The sequence below is a fragment of the Bacteroides cellulosilyticus DSM 14838 genome, from assembly GCF_000158035.1.
GTDB lineage: Bacteria > Bacteroidota > Bacteroidia > Bacteroidales > Bacteroidaceae > Bacteroides > Bacteroides cellulosilyticus.
Genome location: NZ_EQ973489.1, coordinates 41,412 through 60,256, shown reverse-complemented (window position 1 = coordinate 60,256; position 18,845 = coordinate 41,412). Strand labels below are relative to the sequence as shown.

At 40.9% G+C, this 18,845-nt stretch carries 12 protein-coding genes, 1 pseudogene and 1 CRISPR repeat array; of the genes and pseudogenes, 2 read left to right on the top strand and 11 right to left on the bottom strand.

All coding sequences use genetic code 11. The features are described from left to right. Positions 1 to 13 precede the first annotated feature (13 nt). Positions 14 to 787, top strand: a complete 774-nt coding sequence (locus BACCELL_RS03160; RefSeq protein WP_007210089.1) for a prephenate dehydrogenase/arogenate dehydrogenase family protein — start codon at positions 14 to 16, stop codon at positions 785 to 787. A 247-nt stretch (positions 788 to 1,034) separates the two neighbouring features. Beyond that, a CRISPR array of direct repeats spans positions 1,035 to 2,231; the repeat unit is 47 nt; unit sequence GTTGTGATTTGCTTTCATTTTAGTATCTTTGAACCATAGAAAACAGT. A 108-nt stretch (positions 2,232 to 2,339) separates the two neighbouring features. Here the strand turns inward: BACCELL_RS03160 and cas2 are convergent. The 3 genes and pseudogenes from cas2 to cas9 all read right to left on the bottom strand — a co-directional run bounded on the left by cas2 (position 2,340) and on the right by cas9 (position 8,609). After that, positions 2,340 to 2,672, bottom strand: coding sequence for a CRISPR-associated endonuclease Cas2 (gene cas2 / locus BACCELL_RS03155; RefSeq protein ID WP_007210088.1), 333 nt, complete (start codon positions 2,670 to 2,672; stop codon positions 2,340 to 2,342). Position 2,673: 1 nt separating this feature from the next. Beyond that, a complete protein-coding gene (gene cas1, locus BACCELL_RS03150) occupies positions 2,674 to 3,603 on the bottom strand; it encodes a type II CRISPR-associated endonuclease Cas1 (RefSeq protein WP_007210087.1) in 930 nt (309 codons plus the stop codon). 703 nt (positions 3,604 to 4,306) lie between these two features. After that, positions 4,307 to 8,609, bottom strand: a pseudogene (gene cas9 / locus BACCELL_RS03145) (type II CRISPR RNA-guided endonuclease Cas9). Between the two features lie 196 nt (positions 8,610 to 8,805). Here cas9 and dnaG point away from each other — a divergent pair. After that, entirely contained in the window at positions 8,806 to 10,890 is a 2,085-nt protein-coding gene (gene dnaG, locus BACCELL_RS03140; protein WP_007210083.1) for a DNA primase, read from the top strand. Positions 10,891 to 11,057: 167 nt separating this feature from the next. Here dnaG and folE read toward each other — a convergent pair whose 3' ends face one another. The 8 genes from folE to BACCELL_RS03100 all read right to left on the bottom strand — a co-directional run bounded on the left by folE (position 11,058) and on the right by BACCELL_RS03100 (position 18,837). Beyond that, on the bottom strand, positions 11,058 to 11,651 hold the full coding sequence (gene folE / locus BACCELL_RS03135) for a GTP cyclohydrolase I FolE (protein ID WP_007210082.1): 594 nt from the start codon (positions 11,649 to 11,651) through the stop codon (positions 11,058 to 11,060). Positions 11,652 to 11,661: 10 nt separating this feature from the next. Then, positions 11,662 to 12,117 (bottom strand): SPOR domain-containing protein, encoded by a 456-nt coding sequence (locus BACCELL_RS03130; protein ID WP_007210081.1) that lies wholly within the window; start codon positions 12,115 to 12,117, stop codon positions 11,662 to 11,664. A gap of 102 nt (positions 12,118 to 12,219) precedes the next feature. Continuing rightward, a complete protein-coding gene (gene tpiA, locus BACCELL_RS03125; RefSeq protein WP_007210080.1) occupies positions 12,220 to 12,975 on the bottom strand; it encodes a triose-phosphate isomerase in 756 nt (251 codons plus the stop codon). Positions 12,976 to 13,029: 54 nt separating this feature from the next. Beyond that, entirely contained in the window at positions 13,030 to 14,370 is a 1,341-nt protein-coding gene (locus BACCELL_RS03120) for a BT_3928 family protein (RefSeq protein WP_044153304.1), read from the bottom strand. Next, positions 14,360 to 14,902 (bottom strand): DUF1599 domain-containing protein, encoded by a 543-nt coding sequence (locus BACCELL_RS03115; RefSeq protein ID WP_007210078.1) that lies wholly within the window; start codon positions 14,900 to 14,902, stop codon positions 14,360 to 14,362. Before BACCELL_RS03115 ends, BACCELL_RS03120 begins: the two co-directional genes overlap by 11 nt. Before the next feature lie 105 nt (positions 14,903 to 15,007). Then, positions 15,008 to 15,877, bottom strand: a complete 870-nt coding sequence (locus BACCELL_RS03110) for a M23 family metallopeptidase (RefSeq protein WP_007210077.1) — start codon at positions 15,875 to 15,877, stop codon at positions 15,008 to 15,010. A 201-nt stretch (positions 15,878 to 16,078) separates the two neighbouring features. Then, positions 16,079 to 18,175: an ATP-dependent DNA helicase RecG gene (gene recG / locus BACCELL_RS03105; RefSeq protein ID WP_007210076.1), complete on the bottom strand. Its 2,097-nt coding sequence runs from the start codon at positions 18,173 to 18,175 to the stop codon at positions 16,079 to 16,081. Beyond that, positions 18,163 to 18,837 (bottom strand): 2-C-methyl-D-erythritol 4-phosphate cytidylyltransferase, encoded by a 675-nt coding sequence (locus tag BACCELL_RS03100; RefSeq protein ID WP_025725906.1) that lies wholly within the window; start codon positions 18,835 to 18,837, stop codon positions 18,163 to 18,165. The genes recG and BACCELL_RS03100 overlap by 13 nt, the downstream gene beginning before the upstream one ends. Positions 18,838 to 18,845: the final 8 nt, after the last annotated feature.

Sequence of the window (18,845 nt, the reverse complement as noted above, 5' to 3'; positions counted from 1 at the left end):
AAACACTAAATTTATGCGTATTTTAATACTCGGAGCCGGCAAGATGGGCTCTTTCTTTACAGATATTCTAAGTTTCCAACATGAAACGGCAGTGTTCGACGTGAATCCGCACCAGTTGCGTTTTGTCTATAACACGTATCGTTTCACCACGTTGGAAGAGATAAAGGACTTCGAACCGGAGTTGGTAATCAATGCCGCCACGGTGAGATATACGCTGGACGCATTCCGCAAGGTGCTGCCTGTGCTGCCCAAGGATTGTATCATCAGTGATATCGCCTCAGTGAAGACGGGATTGAAGAAATTCTATGAGGAAAGTGGTTTCCGTTATGTATCGTCGCATCCGATGTTTGGCCCTACGTTTGCCAGCCTCAGCAATCTGAGCAGCGAGAATGCTATCATCATCAGTGAAGGTGACCACCTGGGAAAAATTTTCTTCAAGGACCTTTACCAGACGCTCCGCCTCAATATCTTCGAATATACTTTCGACGAACATGATGAGACGGTAGCCTATTCTCTGTCTATTCCTTTTGTCTCTACGTTTGTTTTTGCAGCGGTGATGAAGCACCAGGAGGCTCCGGGTACTACGTTCAAGAAGCATATGGCTATTGCCAAGGGTTTGCTGAGTGAAGATGATTACTTACTTCAGGAAATTCTCTTTAATCCGCGCACTCCCTCGCAAGTGGAAAATATTCGTCTGGAGCTAAAGAATTTGCTGGAAATTATCAGTACGAAGGATGCGGAAGGGATGAAGCTGTATCTGACGAAGATTAGGGAAAAGATAAAATAGATAGGTGGAATTAAGGGATTGAAGAGAGGAGGGGTACGGAAAAGGAAGTGGGGCTTCTCTCTTCAATTCGTTAATAAAGAGAAGGGATGATATTTAGGATTGGGGGAGCATACTTATTTCTAAAATTATTAAAAATAGTCAAATATAGGCAGGAATGAAATAAAATTCTGTTGTAATTTGTTTCTCATCTTTGTATTTTTGAACCATTAGAAACAGCCTGTTGGCGTAGATACGAATATGCTCGATTGTTGTGATTTGTTTTCATTTTAGTATCTTTGAACCATAGGAAACAGTGGAGGACATGGGCAATGAACTTGTTTACCTGTTGTGATTTGCTTTCATTTTAGTATCTTTGAACCATAGGAAACAGTTGGCTATACAAACCCAACCCAAAGACGTACGTTGTGATTTGCTTTCATTTTAGTATCTTTGAACCATAGGAAACAGTAACGTCAACTCCGACAGCGTGAAATCTGTAGTTGTGATTTGCTTTCATTTTAGTATCTTTGAACCATAGGAAACAGTTTTTCTTCAGGCGCTTAATCTTAATATCCTGTTGTGATTTGCTTTCATTTTAGTATCTTTGAACCATAGAAAACAGTCTGGCCTCCTCAACTGAGAACTTATACTCGGTTGTGATTTGCTTTCATTTTAGTATCTTTGAACCATAGAAAACAGTTACGCCCGCGCCTTCTCCGATCGTATCAATGTTGTGATTTGCTTTCATTTTAGTATCTTTGAACCATAGAAAACAGTAGGTTCATCTTCGCCCACAGATTGCCACTGGTTGTGATTTGCTTTCATTTTAGTATCTTTGAACCATAGAAAACAGTTTTTCACGGTAGTTATCTGTTTCCCCCTTGTTGTGATTTGCTTTCATTTTAGTATCTTTGAACCATAGAAAACAGTATCAAGACTACCATAACACCGCTTGCGGTGTTGTGATTTGCTTTCATTTTAGTATCTTTGAACCATAGAAAACAGTGATGCGACGACAAAAGAATATAAGTATTCAGTTGTGATTTGCTTTCATTTTAGTATCTTTGAACCATAGAAAACAGTTTTCTATCTGGTCAGCCTTCCATCTGTCCGTTGTGATTTGCTTTCATTTTAGTATCTTTGAACCATAGAAAACAGTTATCATTGCAATGAAATAAAACAAAGATATGTTGTGATTTGCTTTCATTTTAGTATCTTTGAACCATAGAAAACAGTTCATTCGTCTTTAGAAACACTCAAAGTCCGTTGTGATTTGCTTTCATTTTAGTATCTTTGAACCATAGAAAACAGTCCATATTTAACAGATAGTAAAGATACTATAGTTGTGATTTGCTTTCATTTTAGTATCTTTGAACCATAGAAAACAGTAAGCAACGGACGTGGAAACCGTGACTGAGGTTGTGATTTGCTTTCATTTTAGTATCTTTGAACCATAGAAAACAGTACAACCTACATTACAAATTGATTTTCAATTAGTTATAAACCATTTTTGAAATACAAAAACGATGCTGTTTTCAATTAAGAATCCCGCATTTAAGTGGGATTTCTTTTTCTAGAAAAGCTCTAATTGCTGACCGGGAGTATTTATATCCAAAGATTTTTTCCCATAAAACAACTCTATATTTCCAAATTGCTTATCTGTAATACACATAATTCCAACCTGCCCATGCTCCGGCAAGAAAGATTTAACTCTTTTTATATGAACTTCTGCATTCTCACTACTAGCACAATGACGAACATAAATAGAAAACTGAAACATAGTAAAGCCATCTTTCTGCAGATTCTTCTTAAAATCTACATATGCTTTCTTATCCCTCTTTGTTTCAGTAGGCAAATCAAATAATACAAGTACCCACATAATACGATATTCACTAAATCGGTTCATCTCACATTTCCGGATATAATATTCTACGCAATTCACCACTAAAGCATTTATACAAAGATGCAGTAGTTTGCCCCACCGCAACCATTAAAGGACTACGTTTACCAGAGATAATAACTTCTAGTGTAGGAATAGTAAGTAACTGAGCTTTTAACCCTTTCGTCAGTTCATTACAATTCATCCCCTCCTGCAATATTTTATAGACCAACTCATCAACATAGGGTCGATATGGCTCCATAATATCATCAGCCAGACAATAAGCATTATATCTATTATGATGATGTATTCCTAATGTAGGCAAAAGTCCACTGGCAACTAATCCACGTGCAACTACAGCTCTTAGAATCGCATATCCATAATTTAACAGATTATTAGGTGGAATCCCTTCCCTGTCTCTTGTAAACCCTTTTATTTTAAACAAATTTTTCCAATAATAGGCAGCTGCACGAGCTTCCAGATTATCAGAGTCCCCACTTTTCACATCAGCAGCCCATATAGTCATACACTTTACTTCTTCACCTGCGCATTTTTTCAATACAGCTGCTTGATTTTCAATCTTCATTCTTACAGTCTGTTGCCACAACTGTTTTATCAGAGGAAGAGAGGCATCCAACTGTTGACGAAACCGTTCATTTTGTGTCGTGTTTCCATATAAAGGAAGCATTAATCCAACCGGCATACTCTTACTGTCGCAAGTTATGATAGCACAATTGTTTTCAAGTAACGCTTCTAATACTCCTGAAGTAATAGTTATCTGCTTATTATCCAGTACTACTACACCAAGATCCTCTATTGGTTTAGTTACCTCTGATTGTTGTTTGAAGCCATCAGGTAAGGTGTCATTTTTCACAACCTCCGGCAATTTGATTACCAACTGTGCATTCCTCAAAGATAAATAAACAGGATTACCGAAATAAAGCGTTTTTTTAATCATAGTATTCTACTTTTTAAATTATCTACTACTCACTATCCGCTTCAAAAGACAATTGGGGCGGTTTTTCTCCTTTTCCTAAATTTGCTAAGAAGTTTCGAAAAGATATATTGCTTCTTCCTAACTCCTTCTCTGCTTGCTCATGAACTACTCTAGTTACATTCCTCCACGATTTACAACTTGCTTACTTTTTTAGATGTATTCGACTACTCTTTTGAGAGGATTTCCACTGTAACATGTTCGCCAAACATTGTGAAGACGGATAACTATACCACACGTCTGACAATCCAACCCTTAGGATAACCTTCTGCTCATAGAGTTCTTTCATATACTCTTGGGCAAGCTCTGACTTCTCTATCTCTTGCACACGTTCATCCCTCACCTGAGCTAGTCAAAGTTTAAAGTGTACTATTTTAGAAGAAATAGACTGTATAATACGAAATAATCCTTTATATATACTGCTTGAATTTTGCTCTTTTTAACATCCTATACTATCATTTGAACCGAGGTATAAAGTGTACCTTGGTTCAATGATAAACCTCGTCCCGTGAACACATTCGCTTTATATACTGTTTAAGATTAACACTATCAGTCAACGCCTCCGCCACATCGACAATTGAAAATTACCATTGTTACTCTTCTTCATTCCACGTAAAATAGATTTTCTTATCTTGAAACAACTAATATTATTCATTACCCTATATTTTTAATACTCACCAATCGATACTATTTGCCCAATATGATCAACTCTAACTTTCACTATTTTATCTAACCCTTTTGAACTACGAAAATCAGTCCATGTTATACCTTTTAGAGTTGAACTTGTATCTTTAATAGTAGTTTCCAAATGATGTCTAAAAACATAGTTTTTATAGGCAAACTTTTGTACCCTAAACAAATTAGGACTTATCAATGCATAATTCTCCGGATTCAACAAATCTACCTCTTTGGGATTGAATCCTGTCTTATCATTGGGAAATACAAAATATTCATTTTGCTTCATACTAAACAGAAACTGCCATCCTTCACTTCTTCTATAATCCTTATCTATAATAGGTTGACCAAGGTTTGCCCGTGTCACCGCATCAAAGAAAGAAACCACTACTTCATCAAGTTCATACTTCGGATTACCTTCTTCATCAAGTACTACCTGTCCCACCTTGTCCAAGACAGGCTTTTTATAGATAGCCACATGATGATTGTTACCAGTATTCACAAAATCCACTGGGATTTTTCTTCCTTCTTTGCCCAAAATCAAGTTACCATCTTTATCTTTCTTTTCATGCAGCGATTGAGCATTGCTAATGCCTCGAATACTCACGCGTTTAATCGATATTCCTTTAGCTTCATTCAGCCATATTGGATTTTCATCCAAGTTGACGAATGCCTTTTTGGCATCTCCACCATACTCTTTTAGCCTTTTTTCCAAGACACTACGAATTTTCACATCTACCACCTTATCTATACTTAAATTGGGATCAATCGGTTTTCGTATAGTATAAACAGTTTCAAACTCTACCGTCTGTACTTTTTCTGGAACCATCTCCGTTTGGTTCTCATCAAGATAGAGCGGATTCTTTTCCAATGTATTTTTACCAGTAAATGCTTTCTTTGGATCATTTCCAAAAGCCTCCAAACGTTTTAGTAAAGCATTCCGATAAGCAAGCTTACTTACAGTAGCAATCTTGGTAACATCAAAAGCAGCATTCACCTTTTCTATTTTCGTGGCATATTGCCGATGACTTCCATAAACAGTTTCTAAATGTAGCTGTCCTCGCGGTGTTTGTTGCAGTTTCCTGTTTTCACCATTTTTGTTCTTTGTACGGTTTACATTAGAAGTAATTACCTTATTTTTAGCCTTGATAGATACCAACAAGTTTTCCAAATGGCGTTTCGCCTCAGCGCGAAATTGCGCCAAAGGCATGGGAGCAAGAGCCTTTCCATTTTCAAAGTAACGAGCCTTTATACCTGTAATATTAGCATGTTCCTTGGAGGCGGGCATCCAGGCAGCATTCTTATTATTATAGAATTGAATAAATACATCTTTTGTGAAAGCTACCGTCAGAGCATCCACCGCATGATGCCGATGGTCATTTCTCTTAGTCCAGTCCGTTATTTTTTTGATCTTTCTCCCATCTTTGTCCTCAAACATCTCTACCATACCAAGCTTTTCATATTTAGGCAGATTCAATTCTTTCATAAGATCCACAAGTTGCCAATCCTCACGCAATTTATCAGTTATGGAACCAGTAGTAGCCACCACTCTGCGACTAATTTCATTCAACATAGCAAAAGCTTTCTTGGAGATATACTGCGTATTCCGCAAATCCCGATCGATAAATCCTTCCGGAATATCTTTCTCTTCCATTTTTAATTTCCTAAGCTTTGTCCTTTTATCCTTGAATAAGGTCTCGCAACGATTGAGAAACTTCTCTAAACCATCATTTCCATATTTCTCTTTTACAAAATCATAAGCCGTCTTATTACCTTTTTCTATATTGATAGCCCTGTATTCCAAAGTTTTATTAGACAGTGAATCATCGAAAAGGCGAGCTTGCGGAATGACATGTTCAATATCAATCTCTTTACTGAATATTTTTTCTCTCGGAATATACTCATTAGAATACAAAGTCTTATACCCGTTATCTTTTAATTCTTCATAGAGTTTATAACGTATAATATCATTACGGCTAACATTCATCATGCCAAATTCTGTTCGCAGTAACTGACGGATTTCATCATGTTCACGAGTATTTCGTGCTATGGATTTTGTTAATTCTTCTCGTTCTTTAGCATTTTTCTTTAGTTCACGGGCTAGTTCCACACGAATTTCATCAGGTTTACCATAGGTATCAATGAGTGTATTAATCAGATTAACCATTTGGTTCAAAATCTTTTCAACCACAGGGTTACGCAGGCTATTCTTGGGAAGAATTTCCAATTTGTCCTTCAATATCTTATTTTCTATTTCATCTTTGGTCAATGAGGATCTGGAATGACGATACCCCGCATAGTCACATGCAACGTCATATTGATTACCTTCTTTCAAATAAGGTAGTATCTTTTTAATAGCCTTTGCACTCAGACTTCCGTAATCTTCTTGAAATGACACATTAGCAAGTTCTACAGCATACTCTTTTTCCACGTCACAAAGTTGCATAATTTTCTCAAGCAGTTTACCATTCCCAGTCGGTGTATTATCCCCCTCAAAAGAATACAATAAATGCCAAAGTCTGAAATAAGACTGCCTCTCAAGTTCTTTATCCTCTTTACTCAAATCAATAGAAAGTAGTTCTGTATTCCATCCTAAATTAGTGAATATGGTTTCCAGCTTTTCTATAATCTCATCTGCAGATCTCTTAAAATCCACAGGTTCATAACCATACTTCTCAATCATCTTGCTATATGCTGAGAAAAGAGCAAATCCTGTATGATTACCATCAATCTGCTTAAAATTCAGATCCAGTTCCTGGTAATTTTCGAACAACAGTTTCAGAACCTCAGCCTTTTTCATACTCTCTTTTACAAAAAGTTCCTTAGCTAGCAACTCTTTTTCTTCCTGATACAAAAACCGTTTTCCTTCTACGAGCAAAGCATCTTCCGAGTTATCAAACAATATAGAAGATTTATCCGCTTTCTTGCGTTTACTCTGTTTATCCCACGCAAAAACTTCAATATCATTCAAGGTCTGCCATATTTTGAACTCTTGGAATAACGGATGCGAACGGGGAATCACTCGGCAACCCACTGTCTTATTTTTTTTTCTGCCATCCTCTTCTACTACAACTTCTCGCTTCTCAAATTCGCAGAAACTTATTAATCCTTTTTGACTCTTCAGACGACGTTGATAAAAAATAATGATGTCACGAATTTCTTTCTTTAGTTCCACAGTCAACTCCTCATGAAACTCAGCCTGCTTCTCCCATATCCTGTCAAATTCATCCAAATAATCTTGCCGATAGAACACTCGGTTGCGTAAACTTACATTAGGGTCTTTTTCCAACTCAGACATCAAATACTGTCCAACCGTCTGACGATTGAAGTAAAGCTGCTTACTACGATCGCTGATTGCCCCCAGATAACCACTAGAAGCACTTATCTGACCATTGATTTCTTGTAGTACAATAGCAACTATTTCCGGATTTAGTTGTTCAGAAAGAGCTTGTACACGCCAACGATAATTTTCCAATTTTAATTCATTCCCTTTGGTATCTCGTTTAAGACCGACAAGCTTATACTCCTTTACTCTTTCTTCTGTCCTTGCCTCTTTCTCATTCCAAACAGATTCTTTTTCTGACCAAACAAAGAACTTTGCTAGAATGGCCCAAGTCTGACTACGATTTTTACCTCTAACTTCTTCTTTCACTGCATCACAAAATAATTCCGGATTAAACTAGCTTTTGGAAGTTCCAAATCCTGTCAAACTCATTCTGTAAATCAGAACGATAAAAATCCGGTAGATTTTTTTTTCCAGCTTCAAGTATTTGTAGGCAGAGTTCCCCTGGGGTCAAGCCCTCTTCATAAAGTTTTCTAGCTACATCCATACCATCAATCAATACACCATCTTCACTTCCTTTGGCTTTTCGGCTACTTTTATAACCACGTTTCTTGTTAATCATCAGTAACACTCGAGCAAACTTCTCTAATGAAATTTCTTCAACTGCAGCTTTCGCTCTTAGACGATATGTTTCAAATGTTGTTTTATTACCATGTTCAGAAAGTAAAGTGCTATCTGTTATGAAACCGTGCTCTTTTAACACTTCAATGAGAGTGTCACGACGCAATTTATAACGTTGCAAATTACGACGCATACTTCTTTTAAGAGTTCTGTCAGCATTCGTGGTAATACTTTTTCCTTTTTCAAAATTCTGCATTTCATCCACAGTCAAAGGATTCACTCTTACACCAAGTTTGATAATAGACGATATTTCCTCAGTATTTTCAGCCTCATTGACCAATGCCCAACCAATGCTATTGCAACCTAAATCTAATCCTAATATTTTTTTCATGATATTATTTTGATGTTTTGTCAAATATAGTAAAAAACTTTCTATATTCTATTGCTTTTCCCAATTTATTTCATATATTTGTCAGACTAAAATGAAGCAAATCACAATAAGGATTATTCCGTTGTGAAAACATTAGGTTCCCTCGTCCTCAACGGGGGATTTTTTTTATCTTTGCATTCGCAAAAACAATTATCCAATGATAGACCAACCTACCATAGACAGAATTCTGGATGCCGCACAGATTGTAGACATTGTATCGGACTTCGTTACGTTGCGCAAGCGAGGTGTGAATTATGTAGGCTTGTGTCCGTTCCATGATGACAAGACGCCATCTTTTTATGTATCGCCTTCCAAAGGGTTGTGCAAATGCTTTTCCTGCGGTAAGGGTGGCAATGCGGTGCACTTCATTATGGAGCACGAGCAGATGAGCTACCCTGAAGCTCTGAAATATCTGGCAAAGAAATACGGTATCGAAATCAAGGAGCGCGAACTGTCCAGTGAAGAGAAGCTGATGCAGAGCGAACGTGAAAGTTTGTTCATTGTGAATAACTTTGCACGTGATTACTTCCAAAATATACTTAAAAACCATGTGGACGGACGTAGCATTGGTATGGCATACTTCCGCAATCGTGGTTTCCGGGATGACATCATCGAAAAGTTCCAGTTAGGCTATTGCACCGAAAGTCACGATGCCATGGCTCAGGAAGCCATCAGGAAGGGATTCAAGAAAGAATATCTTGTCAAGACAGGGCTTTGTTACGAAACGGACGATCACCGCTTGCGTGACCGCTTTTGGGGACGTGTTATTTTTCCAGTACACACACTTTCCGGTAAGGTGGTCGCTTTCGGCGGGCGCGTGCTTAGCAGTGCGACGAAGGGAGTCAAAGTTAAATATGTCAATTCTCCCGAATCGGAAATCTATCATAAGAGTAGTGAGTTGTATGGCATTTATTTTGCCAAACAGGCTATTGTGAAACAAGACCGTTGCTTCCTGGTGGAAGGATACACGGACGTTATTTCCATGCACCAGTCAGGTGTGGAGAATGTGGTAGCTTCTTCGGGTACGGCACTGACTCCGGGACAAATTAAGCTCATTCACCGCTTCACCAATAACATTACGGTACTCTATGACGGTGACGTGGCAGGTATCAAGGCTTCTCTCCGTGGTATCGACATGCTGCTGGAAGAAGGAATGAATATCAAAGTTTGCCTGCTTCCCGACGGGGAAGACCCGGACTCCTTCGCACGCAAGCACAACGCTACAGAATTCCAGAAATTCATACAAGATAATGAAACTGACTTTATACGTTTCAAAACCAATCTTCTGCTGGAAGATGCAGGAAAAGATCCTATCAAGCGTGCTGAGTTAATTGGTAATCTTGTACAAAGTATATCTATTATTCCTGAAGCAATTGTCCGCGATGTATATATTAAAGAATGTAGCCAACTGCTTCGTATAGAAGACAAGCTATTGGTTTCGGAAGTTGCCAAACGACGCGAAACGCAGGCTGAGAAGCAGGCGGAACAAAGAAACCGGGAAACAAGAAAGAATAATGCAGCCCGCGACGCTGCACAAGCACCGCTTCCCGACGGAATGCAACCACCCTACCCTGAAGACATACCTCCTTATCCCATGGATGGAGAAATGCCTGACGGTGGTGCACCGCTTCCACCGGAAGCTGCCGAATACGTATCTTATATCCCGCAGGAAGGAAAAGAAGGACAGGAATTCTACAAATACGAGCGCCTTATCCTGCAAATGGTAGTACGCTACGGAGAGAAAGTATTGTGCAACGTTCCCGATGAGGAAGGGAAAGAAATTCCCATCACGGTAACGGAATACGTAGTCAATGACTTGAAGGAGGATGAACTGGCTTTCCACAACCCGCTGCACAGGCAGATGTTGACAGAAGCAGCAGAGCATATACATAATGAAGGGTTCACCGCAGAACGGTATTTCCTGGCACATCCCGACCCTATTATCAGTAAGCTAAGTACAGAGTTGATTGCCGACCGCTACCAACTGAGTAAGTATCACTCCAAAGCCCAAAGGTTGGTGACCGATGAGGAACGCCTATTCGAATTGGTACCTACGCTCATGATTAATTTCAAGTTCGCCATCATCAGTGAAGAAATGAAACACATGATGTATGCCTTGCAAGACCCTGCCGTAGCCAATGATGAAGAACAATGCACCTCTATCATGAAACGCTACTCAGAACTGCGTGAGATCAAAAGTATTATGGCCAAACGGTTGGGAGACAGAGTTGTACTCGGTTAAATCACCTTACTCCTAATGAGAACGATAGCTCCCTCATACAGAAACGACAGCTTCCCCTAATGGGAACGACGGTCTCTCCTAAAGGGAACGCGCGTTTCCTTTAATGGGAACAACAGTTTTCCTTCATGGAACTGTAGTTTCCTTTCATGAAATAACGTACGGGACTGTTATGTGAATGAATTCTGACGAATGAGATTCATAAACTCTTCACGAGTCTTTGCCTGATTGAAAGCACCTGTAAAATCGGAAGTGGTCGTTATGGAATTTTGCTTTTCAACCCCACGCATCTGCATACACATGTGCTTGGCTTCCACAACCACCATTACACCCAGAGGATTCAGTGTTTCCTGGATGCATTCTTTAATCTGGAGCGTCATGCGTTCCTGCACCTGAAGGCGATGGGAAAAGATATCCACTACACGGGCAATCTTGCTCAGCCCTGTAATGTAACCGTTGGGGATATAAGCCACGTGTGCTTTTCCGTAGAATGGAAGCATGTGATGTTCACAAAGTGAGAAGAAATCAATGTCTTTCACAATCACCATCTGGCTGTATTCTTCCTTGAACTTGGCAGAGCGGAGCACTTCGTGCGGGTCCATGAAATAGCCTTTTGTCAAACTCAGCATAGCCTTTGCTACACGTTCGGGGGTTTTCAGTAGTCCTTCGCGTTCGGCATCTTCGCCCAATAAAGTTATAATACGCTGATAGTGTTCTTTCAGTTCATCCAGTGCAGGAGATACGATTTCTTCTTTTCCTAACATGAGTAAGTTTTTATAAGGGGATGTTTATCTGCTCTTTCACAATAGAAACTTCTTTGAATACGCCTGTAGCACGCAACTGGCGCATCATGGCATCTGCTTCTTCAATACTGCGGAAGTCTCCTACACGGCACAGCCAGCGGGGAGAGTTGAAAGAGGTATAAACAGAAAGTTCCGGGAAATATTCTTTGATTCGTGAGCCCACAGCGTGAGCTTCGTTCTTGGCTCTACTGGTATTGTTTCCGGCATACACCTGTACACGGAAACCCTGACTTTTAAGCACTCTGTTCTCCGTTCCGTTGGGGATATATTCCTGACCTATCAAGGCCTCGATGCGGGCATCCTGATGGATGGTTACCTTACCCTGTCCCGGCACATTGCGTTCCAAACTCTTCACAATGTTATTCTGCGCCGAAGCAAAAGCGGCGAAAGCAAAGCATGCAATTAAAAGTAAACCAAGCTTCTTCATAATGAATAATATAATAATAGACGATTGATAATATGATTATAGAGACTGATAACCGACAACCGGCACTTCACCGGTTATCAATTATCAGTCTTCCATTATCTATTAATTAAAAGCATCAATGATACCTTTGAAGTCCGCTACCTTCAGAGCTGCACCACCGATCAAGCCGCCATCAACGTCAGGATTAGCGAACAATTCCTTAGCGTTAGACGGTTTAGCGCTACCACCGTAAAGGATAGAGCAGTTATCAGCAACTTCCTTACCGTACTTGTCAGCAACTAATGAACGGATGAAAGCGTGGATTTCCTGAGCTTGGTCGGGAGTAGCTGTTTTACCTGTACCGATAGCCCAAACCGGTTCGTAAGCCAATACGATCTTAGAGAAATCTTCAGCAGACAGAGAGAATACAGAAGCCAACTGAGCGGCAACTACTTCATTCTGCTTGTTAGCTTCGCGTTCTTCCAGCACTTCACCGATACAGAAGATCGGAGTCAGACCGTTAGCCAAAGCCAATTTTACTTTTTCTTCCAGGATGGTAACTGTTTCGCCATAGTAAGCACGACGTTCTGAGTGACCCAGGATTACATATTTAGCGCCTGTAGAAGCAACCATAGCAGCTGAAACTTCACCAGTGTAAGCACCTGATTCTTTATCAGCACAGTTTTCAGCACCTACGCCAATCTTAGCGGGGTCTACCAGCGGAGTAACCGATGCCAGGTGGATAAAAGGAGTACAGATGATTACATCACAGTTAGGCTTTTCGTTAGCCAGTACTTCATTCAGTTCTTTTGCAAGAGCAATACCCTCCTGAAGGGTTTTGTTCATTTTCCAGTTTCCTGCAACAATGTTTTTTCTCATTTTGTTTTTTATTTATTAAAAGGGTTAATGTATTTTTGATTTATAATTTGTGATTTATGGCTGAGGGAGCTCTTGCTTATCACTTATCACTCCATCGCTAATCACTTTATTTTTCGCTCTCTTCCTTTCCCTGCGCTTCACAACCAGGATGTCCACGCCGATAACCATCAGCAACGGAATGATAAACCACAAAAGAACGTAACCAATCGTGCGCAAATCACTTTCTTGTTTCTGCTGACCGAGTTCCAGTTTATCCAGACTATCCGTCAGCACGTATTCATCCGGCAAGCTGTTATCACTCCACTTATTCAGAATGACACCATCCTTTATCAGCATCAGTCCGGGATTGGAACGAATAATGGTCTTCAAAGTGATGTCGTCCATCTGGCAGAAAGGATATTCTGCACCGGTCTTGTCACGCCACAACTCTATTTGTTCCTCCGGCGAAGAAGTCAGGGCATAAAAGCCGTACCCATGCTCCACACTATAATCATAGATCTCGTTAATAAGGTCTATATTGCTATCGTCAGCATTTTCAATACGATGAGCTACTAACAGGAATGTATATCCCTTATCTGATAAAATGCTATCGGTCAGATCCTCTCCGGTTTCCAGACTTACAATAGAAAAGTCGTGAATCGGAGGCTCGTATCCTTTTTCCTTCAACACCGTACGTGTTTCAACAAACGTCCATGTGCTATCCGGATAATTATCCAGTGTAAATTCCTGCTTTTTTCCGTCCTTCTCCAGAATGAACTTGCTCTCAAACACACTGGGTTTTGCTCCTTCGGGTATTTCCATGCCTTCTTTGATATTTTTTCCGATCTTGTAAGGACGGAAATCCAGGATAGGCAGATTGTCCAGACAATAGAACGAAAGCACAAATACGAAAAAGAACGTATACATAGAAACCATCCATGCCATCTTTGCCGTAATAAAGCGGATGATTTGTTTTCCACCTTTGAAGACAGATACGGCTGCAATAAACAATACCACATTCTTACCGAACGTTTCCCAATTTGTCAACACCCATGCATCACCGAAACAACCACAATCGGACACCGGATTCGCTAACGCCAGATACAGTGTCAGCGGTGTCATCACGATCATCAGCAACAATGCCAGAGTCGTAGCAAACCGCCGCCGTATACCGAAGAACAGGAATACTCCCACGGAAAATTCCAACGCCGACAATACGATGGCAAACAGTAGCTGCAAATATGTAGGAAACCACGCGATCATTCCGAAAGCCGTCAGATAATCCTGAATCTTATAAAAAGAGCCTAACGGATCGACTGCCTTCACAAAGCCGGAAAAGATGAATACTGCCGCCAATAAAAAACGGCAAACATTCACCCAGCTCTTCCAGATTATATGTTTCTGTTTAGTCTCCAAATTCAATCTTAATCAAACCGAATACGGAATAATTAATCATGTCCATATAATTAGCATCCACTCCTTCCGAAACCAAAGTCTGTCCTGACAGGCTTTCAATCTGTTTCGTACGGTAGATTTTCATCAATATCAGATCAGTGTATGAACTGACACGCATGCTGCGCCATGCCTCATCGTAATCATGATTCTTAGCAAGCATCAGATCCAATGAAGTTTTAGCATATTTGTCATACAACGCCATTGCTTCTTCATTCGTGATATCGGCTGATTCCGCATATCCCAGTTCCAGCTGTATCAATCCGACAATGCCATAGTTGACTATCGCAATGAACTCGGAACGTATTCCTTCGTCCACCAACGTCACTCCTTTGGTTTCAATACTCCTGATACGATTGGCTTTAATGAATATCTGGTCAGTCACGGAAGCCGGACGGAGAATACGCCATGCCGGACCGTAATCATGTAGTTTCTTGGAGAACAAATCACGACAGATGGCAATGACATGCTCAAATTGTTGTTTGGTATCTTTCATTTCCTTACAAATTGGTTGCAAAGGTAGGAATAATTAAAGAAAAAAGAAAAGAGGGCACTCTAAATTATATTAAAGTGCCCTCTTCTTTATGGGTTTATTGATATCTTACGAACAACGTAATACCTGTCCCGGACGTAAGATTGTTTTCCGTGTAATGCGATTCAACTGACAGAGCTTGTCAATAGATACTCCCTGACGGGATGCAATCTTAGACAATGTATCGCCACTCTTCACTTTATAGAACAAACCTTCACCGGAAGCCATGCTGCGAGCAGTTCCTTTTGAAGTCTTGGTCTTAGTAAAAGTATAATGATCAGCAACAACGTCTTGCTTTTCAAAGTCAAACATTAAAGCGGGGTCGATAGGAATTCCCAGGAAACGGGTTTCAAAGTGAAGATGCGAACCGGTAGAACGTCCCGTATTGCCACCTAAAGCGATAGGTTCTCCGGCTTTAACCAATTGATTAATTTCTACGATCTGTTTGGACAAGTGTCCGTAAACAGTTTCCAGTCCATTGTCATGACGAATAACGATATACTTACCATAGCCACGGCGTCCCTGATTCTTTACTACGCGTACTTTACCATCGAAAGCAGCTCGAATCGTATCACCGATGAATACTTTAACATCCAAGCCATAGTGCATTCTGCGTCTTCTGGGGCGATAACCGAATACATCGGTAATCTTCGTATGCGTGGTAGGCATACAGAAACCTGTCAGGTCCACTTTATAACTTTCAGGAACGATAGCATCGCCATAAGCTTGTACATACTCATTGTTCCAAGTCGGATATAGACTTAGACCTGGATAAGCAGATTGTTCAGCACGTATCTGTTTCTGTAAAGCCAACGAGTCAACGCTCTTTAGTTTCCTGTCGATGGGGGCTTGTCGGGCAATCAAATCCTGAGAAAAAGAATTCAGGCTGACCATTGCCGTCGCAGCTATTAGGATCGTTTTAATGCAATTGAAATTCATTCCGTTTCGTCATTCTTTTAAAAAATTCTCCCAAAGGTAGTATTTCTTCTCTAAATGAAAAGGCTGTTCTTAACTATTTTTTCGGTAAGGGACTAAAAGGTACATATTAAACCACCTCCTAACTCCCTGTATATCGGCAAGATAAGACCTTATATGTTTTACAACATAAAAATGCAAATAAAGTGTATGTTTAACCGTTATTCAACTAATGGAAGCCCAGTTAACGTTAGTTTTCCGAAGTGCCTTTAGCTGGCGCCACAGGATTTCATTCTCCGGACGAATACCGGTAGGATCAGCATCCACCACTTCTTCAGCAACATTGCGCACATATTGCAGTAGCTGTCCGTCACGTGCTATATCGGCAATTTTCAGGTCGAAGGCAATACCACTTTGCTGTGTGCCTTCCAAATCACCGGGACCTCGTAGCTTCAGATCGGCTTCAGCTATTTCAAAGCCGTCATTTGTCCGTACCATAATTTCCAGGCGCTTGCGGGTTTCCTCGACCAACTTATATCCGGTCACTAAAATACAATAAGACTGTTCTGCTCCACGACCTACACGACCACGCAACTGATGGAGCTGTGACAAACCGAAGCGCTCTGCATTCTCAATAATCATCACGGAAGCATTCGGTACATTTACGCCTACCTCAATCACAGTAGTCGCTACCATTATCTGTGCTTCGCCCGAAACAAAAAGCTGCATCTGCGCATCCTTCTCAGCCGCTTTCATCTTGCCATGTACTTTGCAGACTTTACAATCCGGAAATTCCTCACAAATATGAAGGTAGCCTTCTTCCAGGTTCTTCAAGTCGATTTTCTCACTTTCCTTAATCAAAGGATATACAATATATACCTGTCTGCCCTCTGCAATCTGCCTATGGACGGATTGGTACAAGCTTACACGGTGCGCATCATATTTATGAATGGTCACAATAGGTTTACGTCCCGGCGGCAGTTCATCAATGACGGAAACATCGAGATCACCGTATAATGTCATGGCCAGCGTACGCGGAATAGGGGTAGCTGTCATGACTAGCACATGGGGGGGCTGTGCATTCTTAGTCCATAAACGTGCGCGTTGTGCCACACCGAAACGGTGTTGTTCATCTATCACGACCAGACCCAGTGAAGAGAAATTCACGGTATCTTCTATCACGGCATGCGTACCGATCAGTATTCGTACATCTCCTGTCAACAGACCGGTGAGAATGGCTTCCCGCTTTTTTCCTTTCACAGAACCGGTTAGCAATTCCACGCGTATATCCATTCCGTACAACAACTCGCGGATTGTTTCAAAATGCTGGTTAGCCAGAATCTCGGTAGGCGCCATCATACAAGCCTGGTAACCGTTATCCAACGCTATCAGCATACTCATCAGTGCCACCAACGTTTTTCCACTACCTACATCCCCTTGCAACAGACGGTTCATTTGCTTACCGCTCCCCACATCCCGGCGTATTTCTTTCAGTACACGCTTCTGGGCGCCGGTCAGTTCGAAAGGCAGATTCTTGGCATAGAAAGTATTGAATATCTCTCCTACCGTTTCAAATACATATCCACGATATTTCCGTTGCCTGTCTTTGGCATAGCGGAGAATATTCAACTGTACATAAAAAAGTTCTTCAAACTTCAAGCGATATTGCGCTTTACGAAGCAATTCCGGATTTGCCGGAAAATGAATATTCATCAAAGCTTCCGTCAGCGGCATCAAATGATGTTCTGTCAATATAGCGGGAGAAAGCGTTTCGGGCAGCGGTTCGCGGAGTTGCTGCACTACGGCGCTCATCATCTTCTCTATTGCATGAGAATTGAGGGAACTCCGCTTCATTTTCTCCGTTGTATTATAATAAGGTTGCAATCCCATTGTCGAGAGCTTCAGTTCCGAAGCATTATCGATATCCGGATGAGCAATGTTAATCCGTCCGTTGAAGACGCTGGGTTTACCAAATACAATATATTCCTGATGTACCTTATACTTACCGACGAGAAATTTAATTCCCTGAAACCAGACTAAATCCACAATCCCCGTACCATCCGAGAAATGGGCAATCAGACGGCGCTGCCTACCTTCTCCAATCGTCTCAAAGCCCAGGATTTCGCCTTTCAACTGGATATAAGGCATCGTACCGTCTATCTCATGGATATAATAGATACGGCTACGGTCTACATATTTATAGGGGAAATAATACAATAAGTCGTGAAGGGAATAGATATTCAATTCCTTATTGAGTACTGAGGCACGTTGCGGCCCTACACCCGACAGGTATTTTATGTCACGAGAAGCTAAATCAAACATGAATCCAACAAAGCAGCGGCTATTTTCAAATCAAAGGGAGTCGTAATTTTAATGTTTTCCCGATTACCTGCCGCGAGGTATACAGATACTCCCATCGCTTCCACTACCGAAGCGTCGTCCGTAAAGAAAGAAGTATAAGGTTGTTCATAGGCCTGTTTCAGTAAATCGGCATCAAACACCTGGGGAGTCTGTACCAATTTATACTCATCCCGGCTGACGGTCACGCTTTCTTCTCCTTTAAGATGGCGTACAGTCTCCACCACATCTATCACGGGAATCACCGCCTTTTTTTCGGCAGCCAATTCATAACAACGGGCTATGACTTCCTGGGAAACAAACGGGCGTACCCCATCATGGACACCAACCAATCCCGGAGTAGTAACATAAGCCAATCCATTCTTTACCGAATGGAAGCGAGTTTCACCTCCGTCCGCCACTGTATGCGGCAAAGAAAAAGAATGCTCCGCACATAGCTCTGTCCAATAAGACTGCTGGCTATGCGGGAGCACTAATATTATATGTATCTCCGGATTGTAGGCATAAAAGGCTTCCAAAGTACGCATCAAAACAGGTTTTCCACCTATAGGCAGAAACTGTTTGGGAAGTTCGCCTCCCATGCGCAACCCTTTACCACCGGCAACTATCAGAGCATACTCCATCAATTAAAAAT

Coding starts and splice junctions, on each gene's coding strand:
- BACCELL_RS03160 (WP_007210089.1), top strand. CDS start 14: ATGCGTATTTTAATACTCGGAGCCGGCAAGATGGGCTCTTTCTTTACA.
- cas2 (WP_007210088.1), bottom strand. CDS start 2,672: ATGAACCGATTTAGTGAATATCGTATTATGTGGGTACTTGTATTATTT.
- cas1 (WP_007210087.1), bottom strand. CDS start 3,603: ATGATTAAAAAAACGCTTTATTTCGGTAATCCTGTTTATTTATCTTTG.
- dnaG (WP_007210083.1), top strand. CDS start 8,806: ATGATAGACCAACCTACCATAGACAGAATTCTGGATGCCGCACAGATT.
- folE (WP_007210082.1), bottom strand. CDS start 11,651: ATGTTAGGAAAAGAAGAAATCGTATCTCCTGCACTGGATGAACTGAAA.
- BACCELL_RS03130 (WP_007210081.1), bottom strand. CDS start 12,117: ATGAAGAAGCTTGGTTTACTTTTAATTGCATGCTTTGCTTTCGCCGCT.
- tpiA (WP_007210080.1), bottom strand. CDS start 12,975: ATGAGAAAAAACATTGTTGCAGGAAACTGGAAAATGAACAAAACCCTT.
- BACCELL_RS03115 (WP_007210078.1), bottom strand. CDS start 14,902: ATGAAAGATACCAAACAACAATTTGAGCATGTCATTGCCATCTGTCGT.
- BACCELL_RS03110 (WP_007210077.1), bottom strand. CDS start 15,877: ATGAATTTCAATTGCATTAAAACGATCCTAATAGCTGCGACGGCAATG.
- recG (WP_007210076.1), bottom strand. CDS start 18,175: ATGTTTGATTTAGCTTCTCGTGACATAAAATACCTGTCGGGTGTAGGG.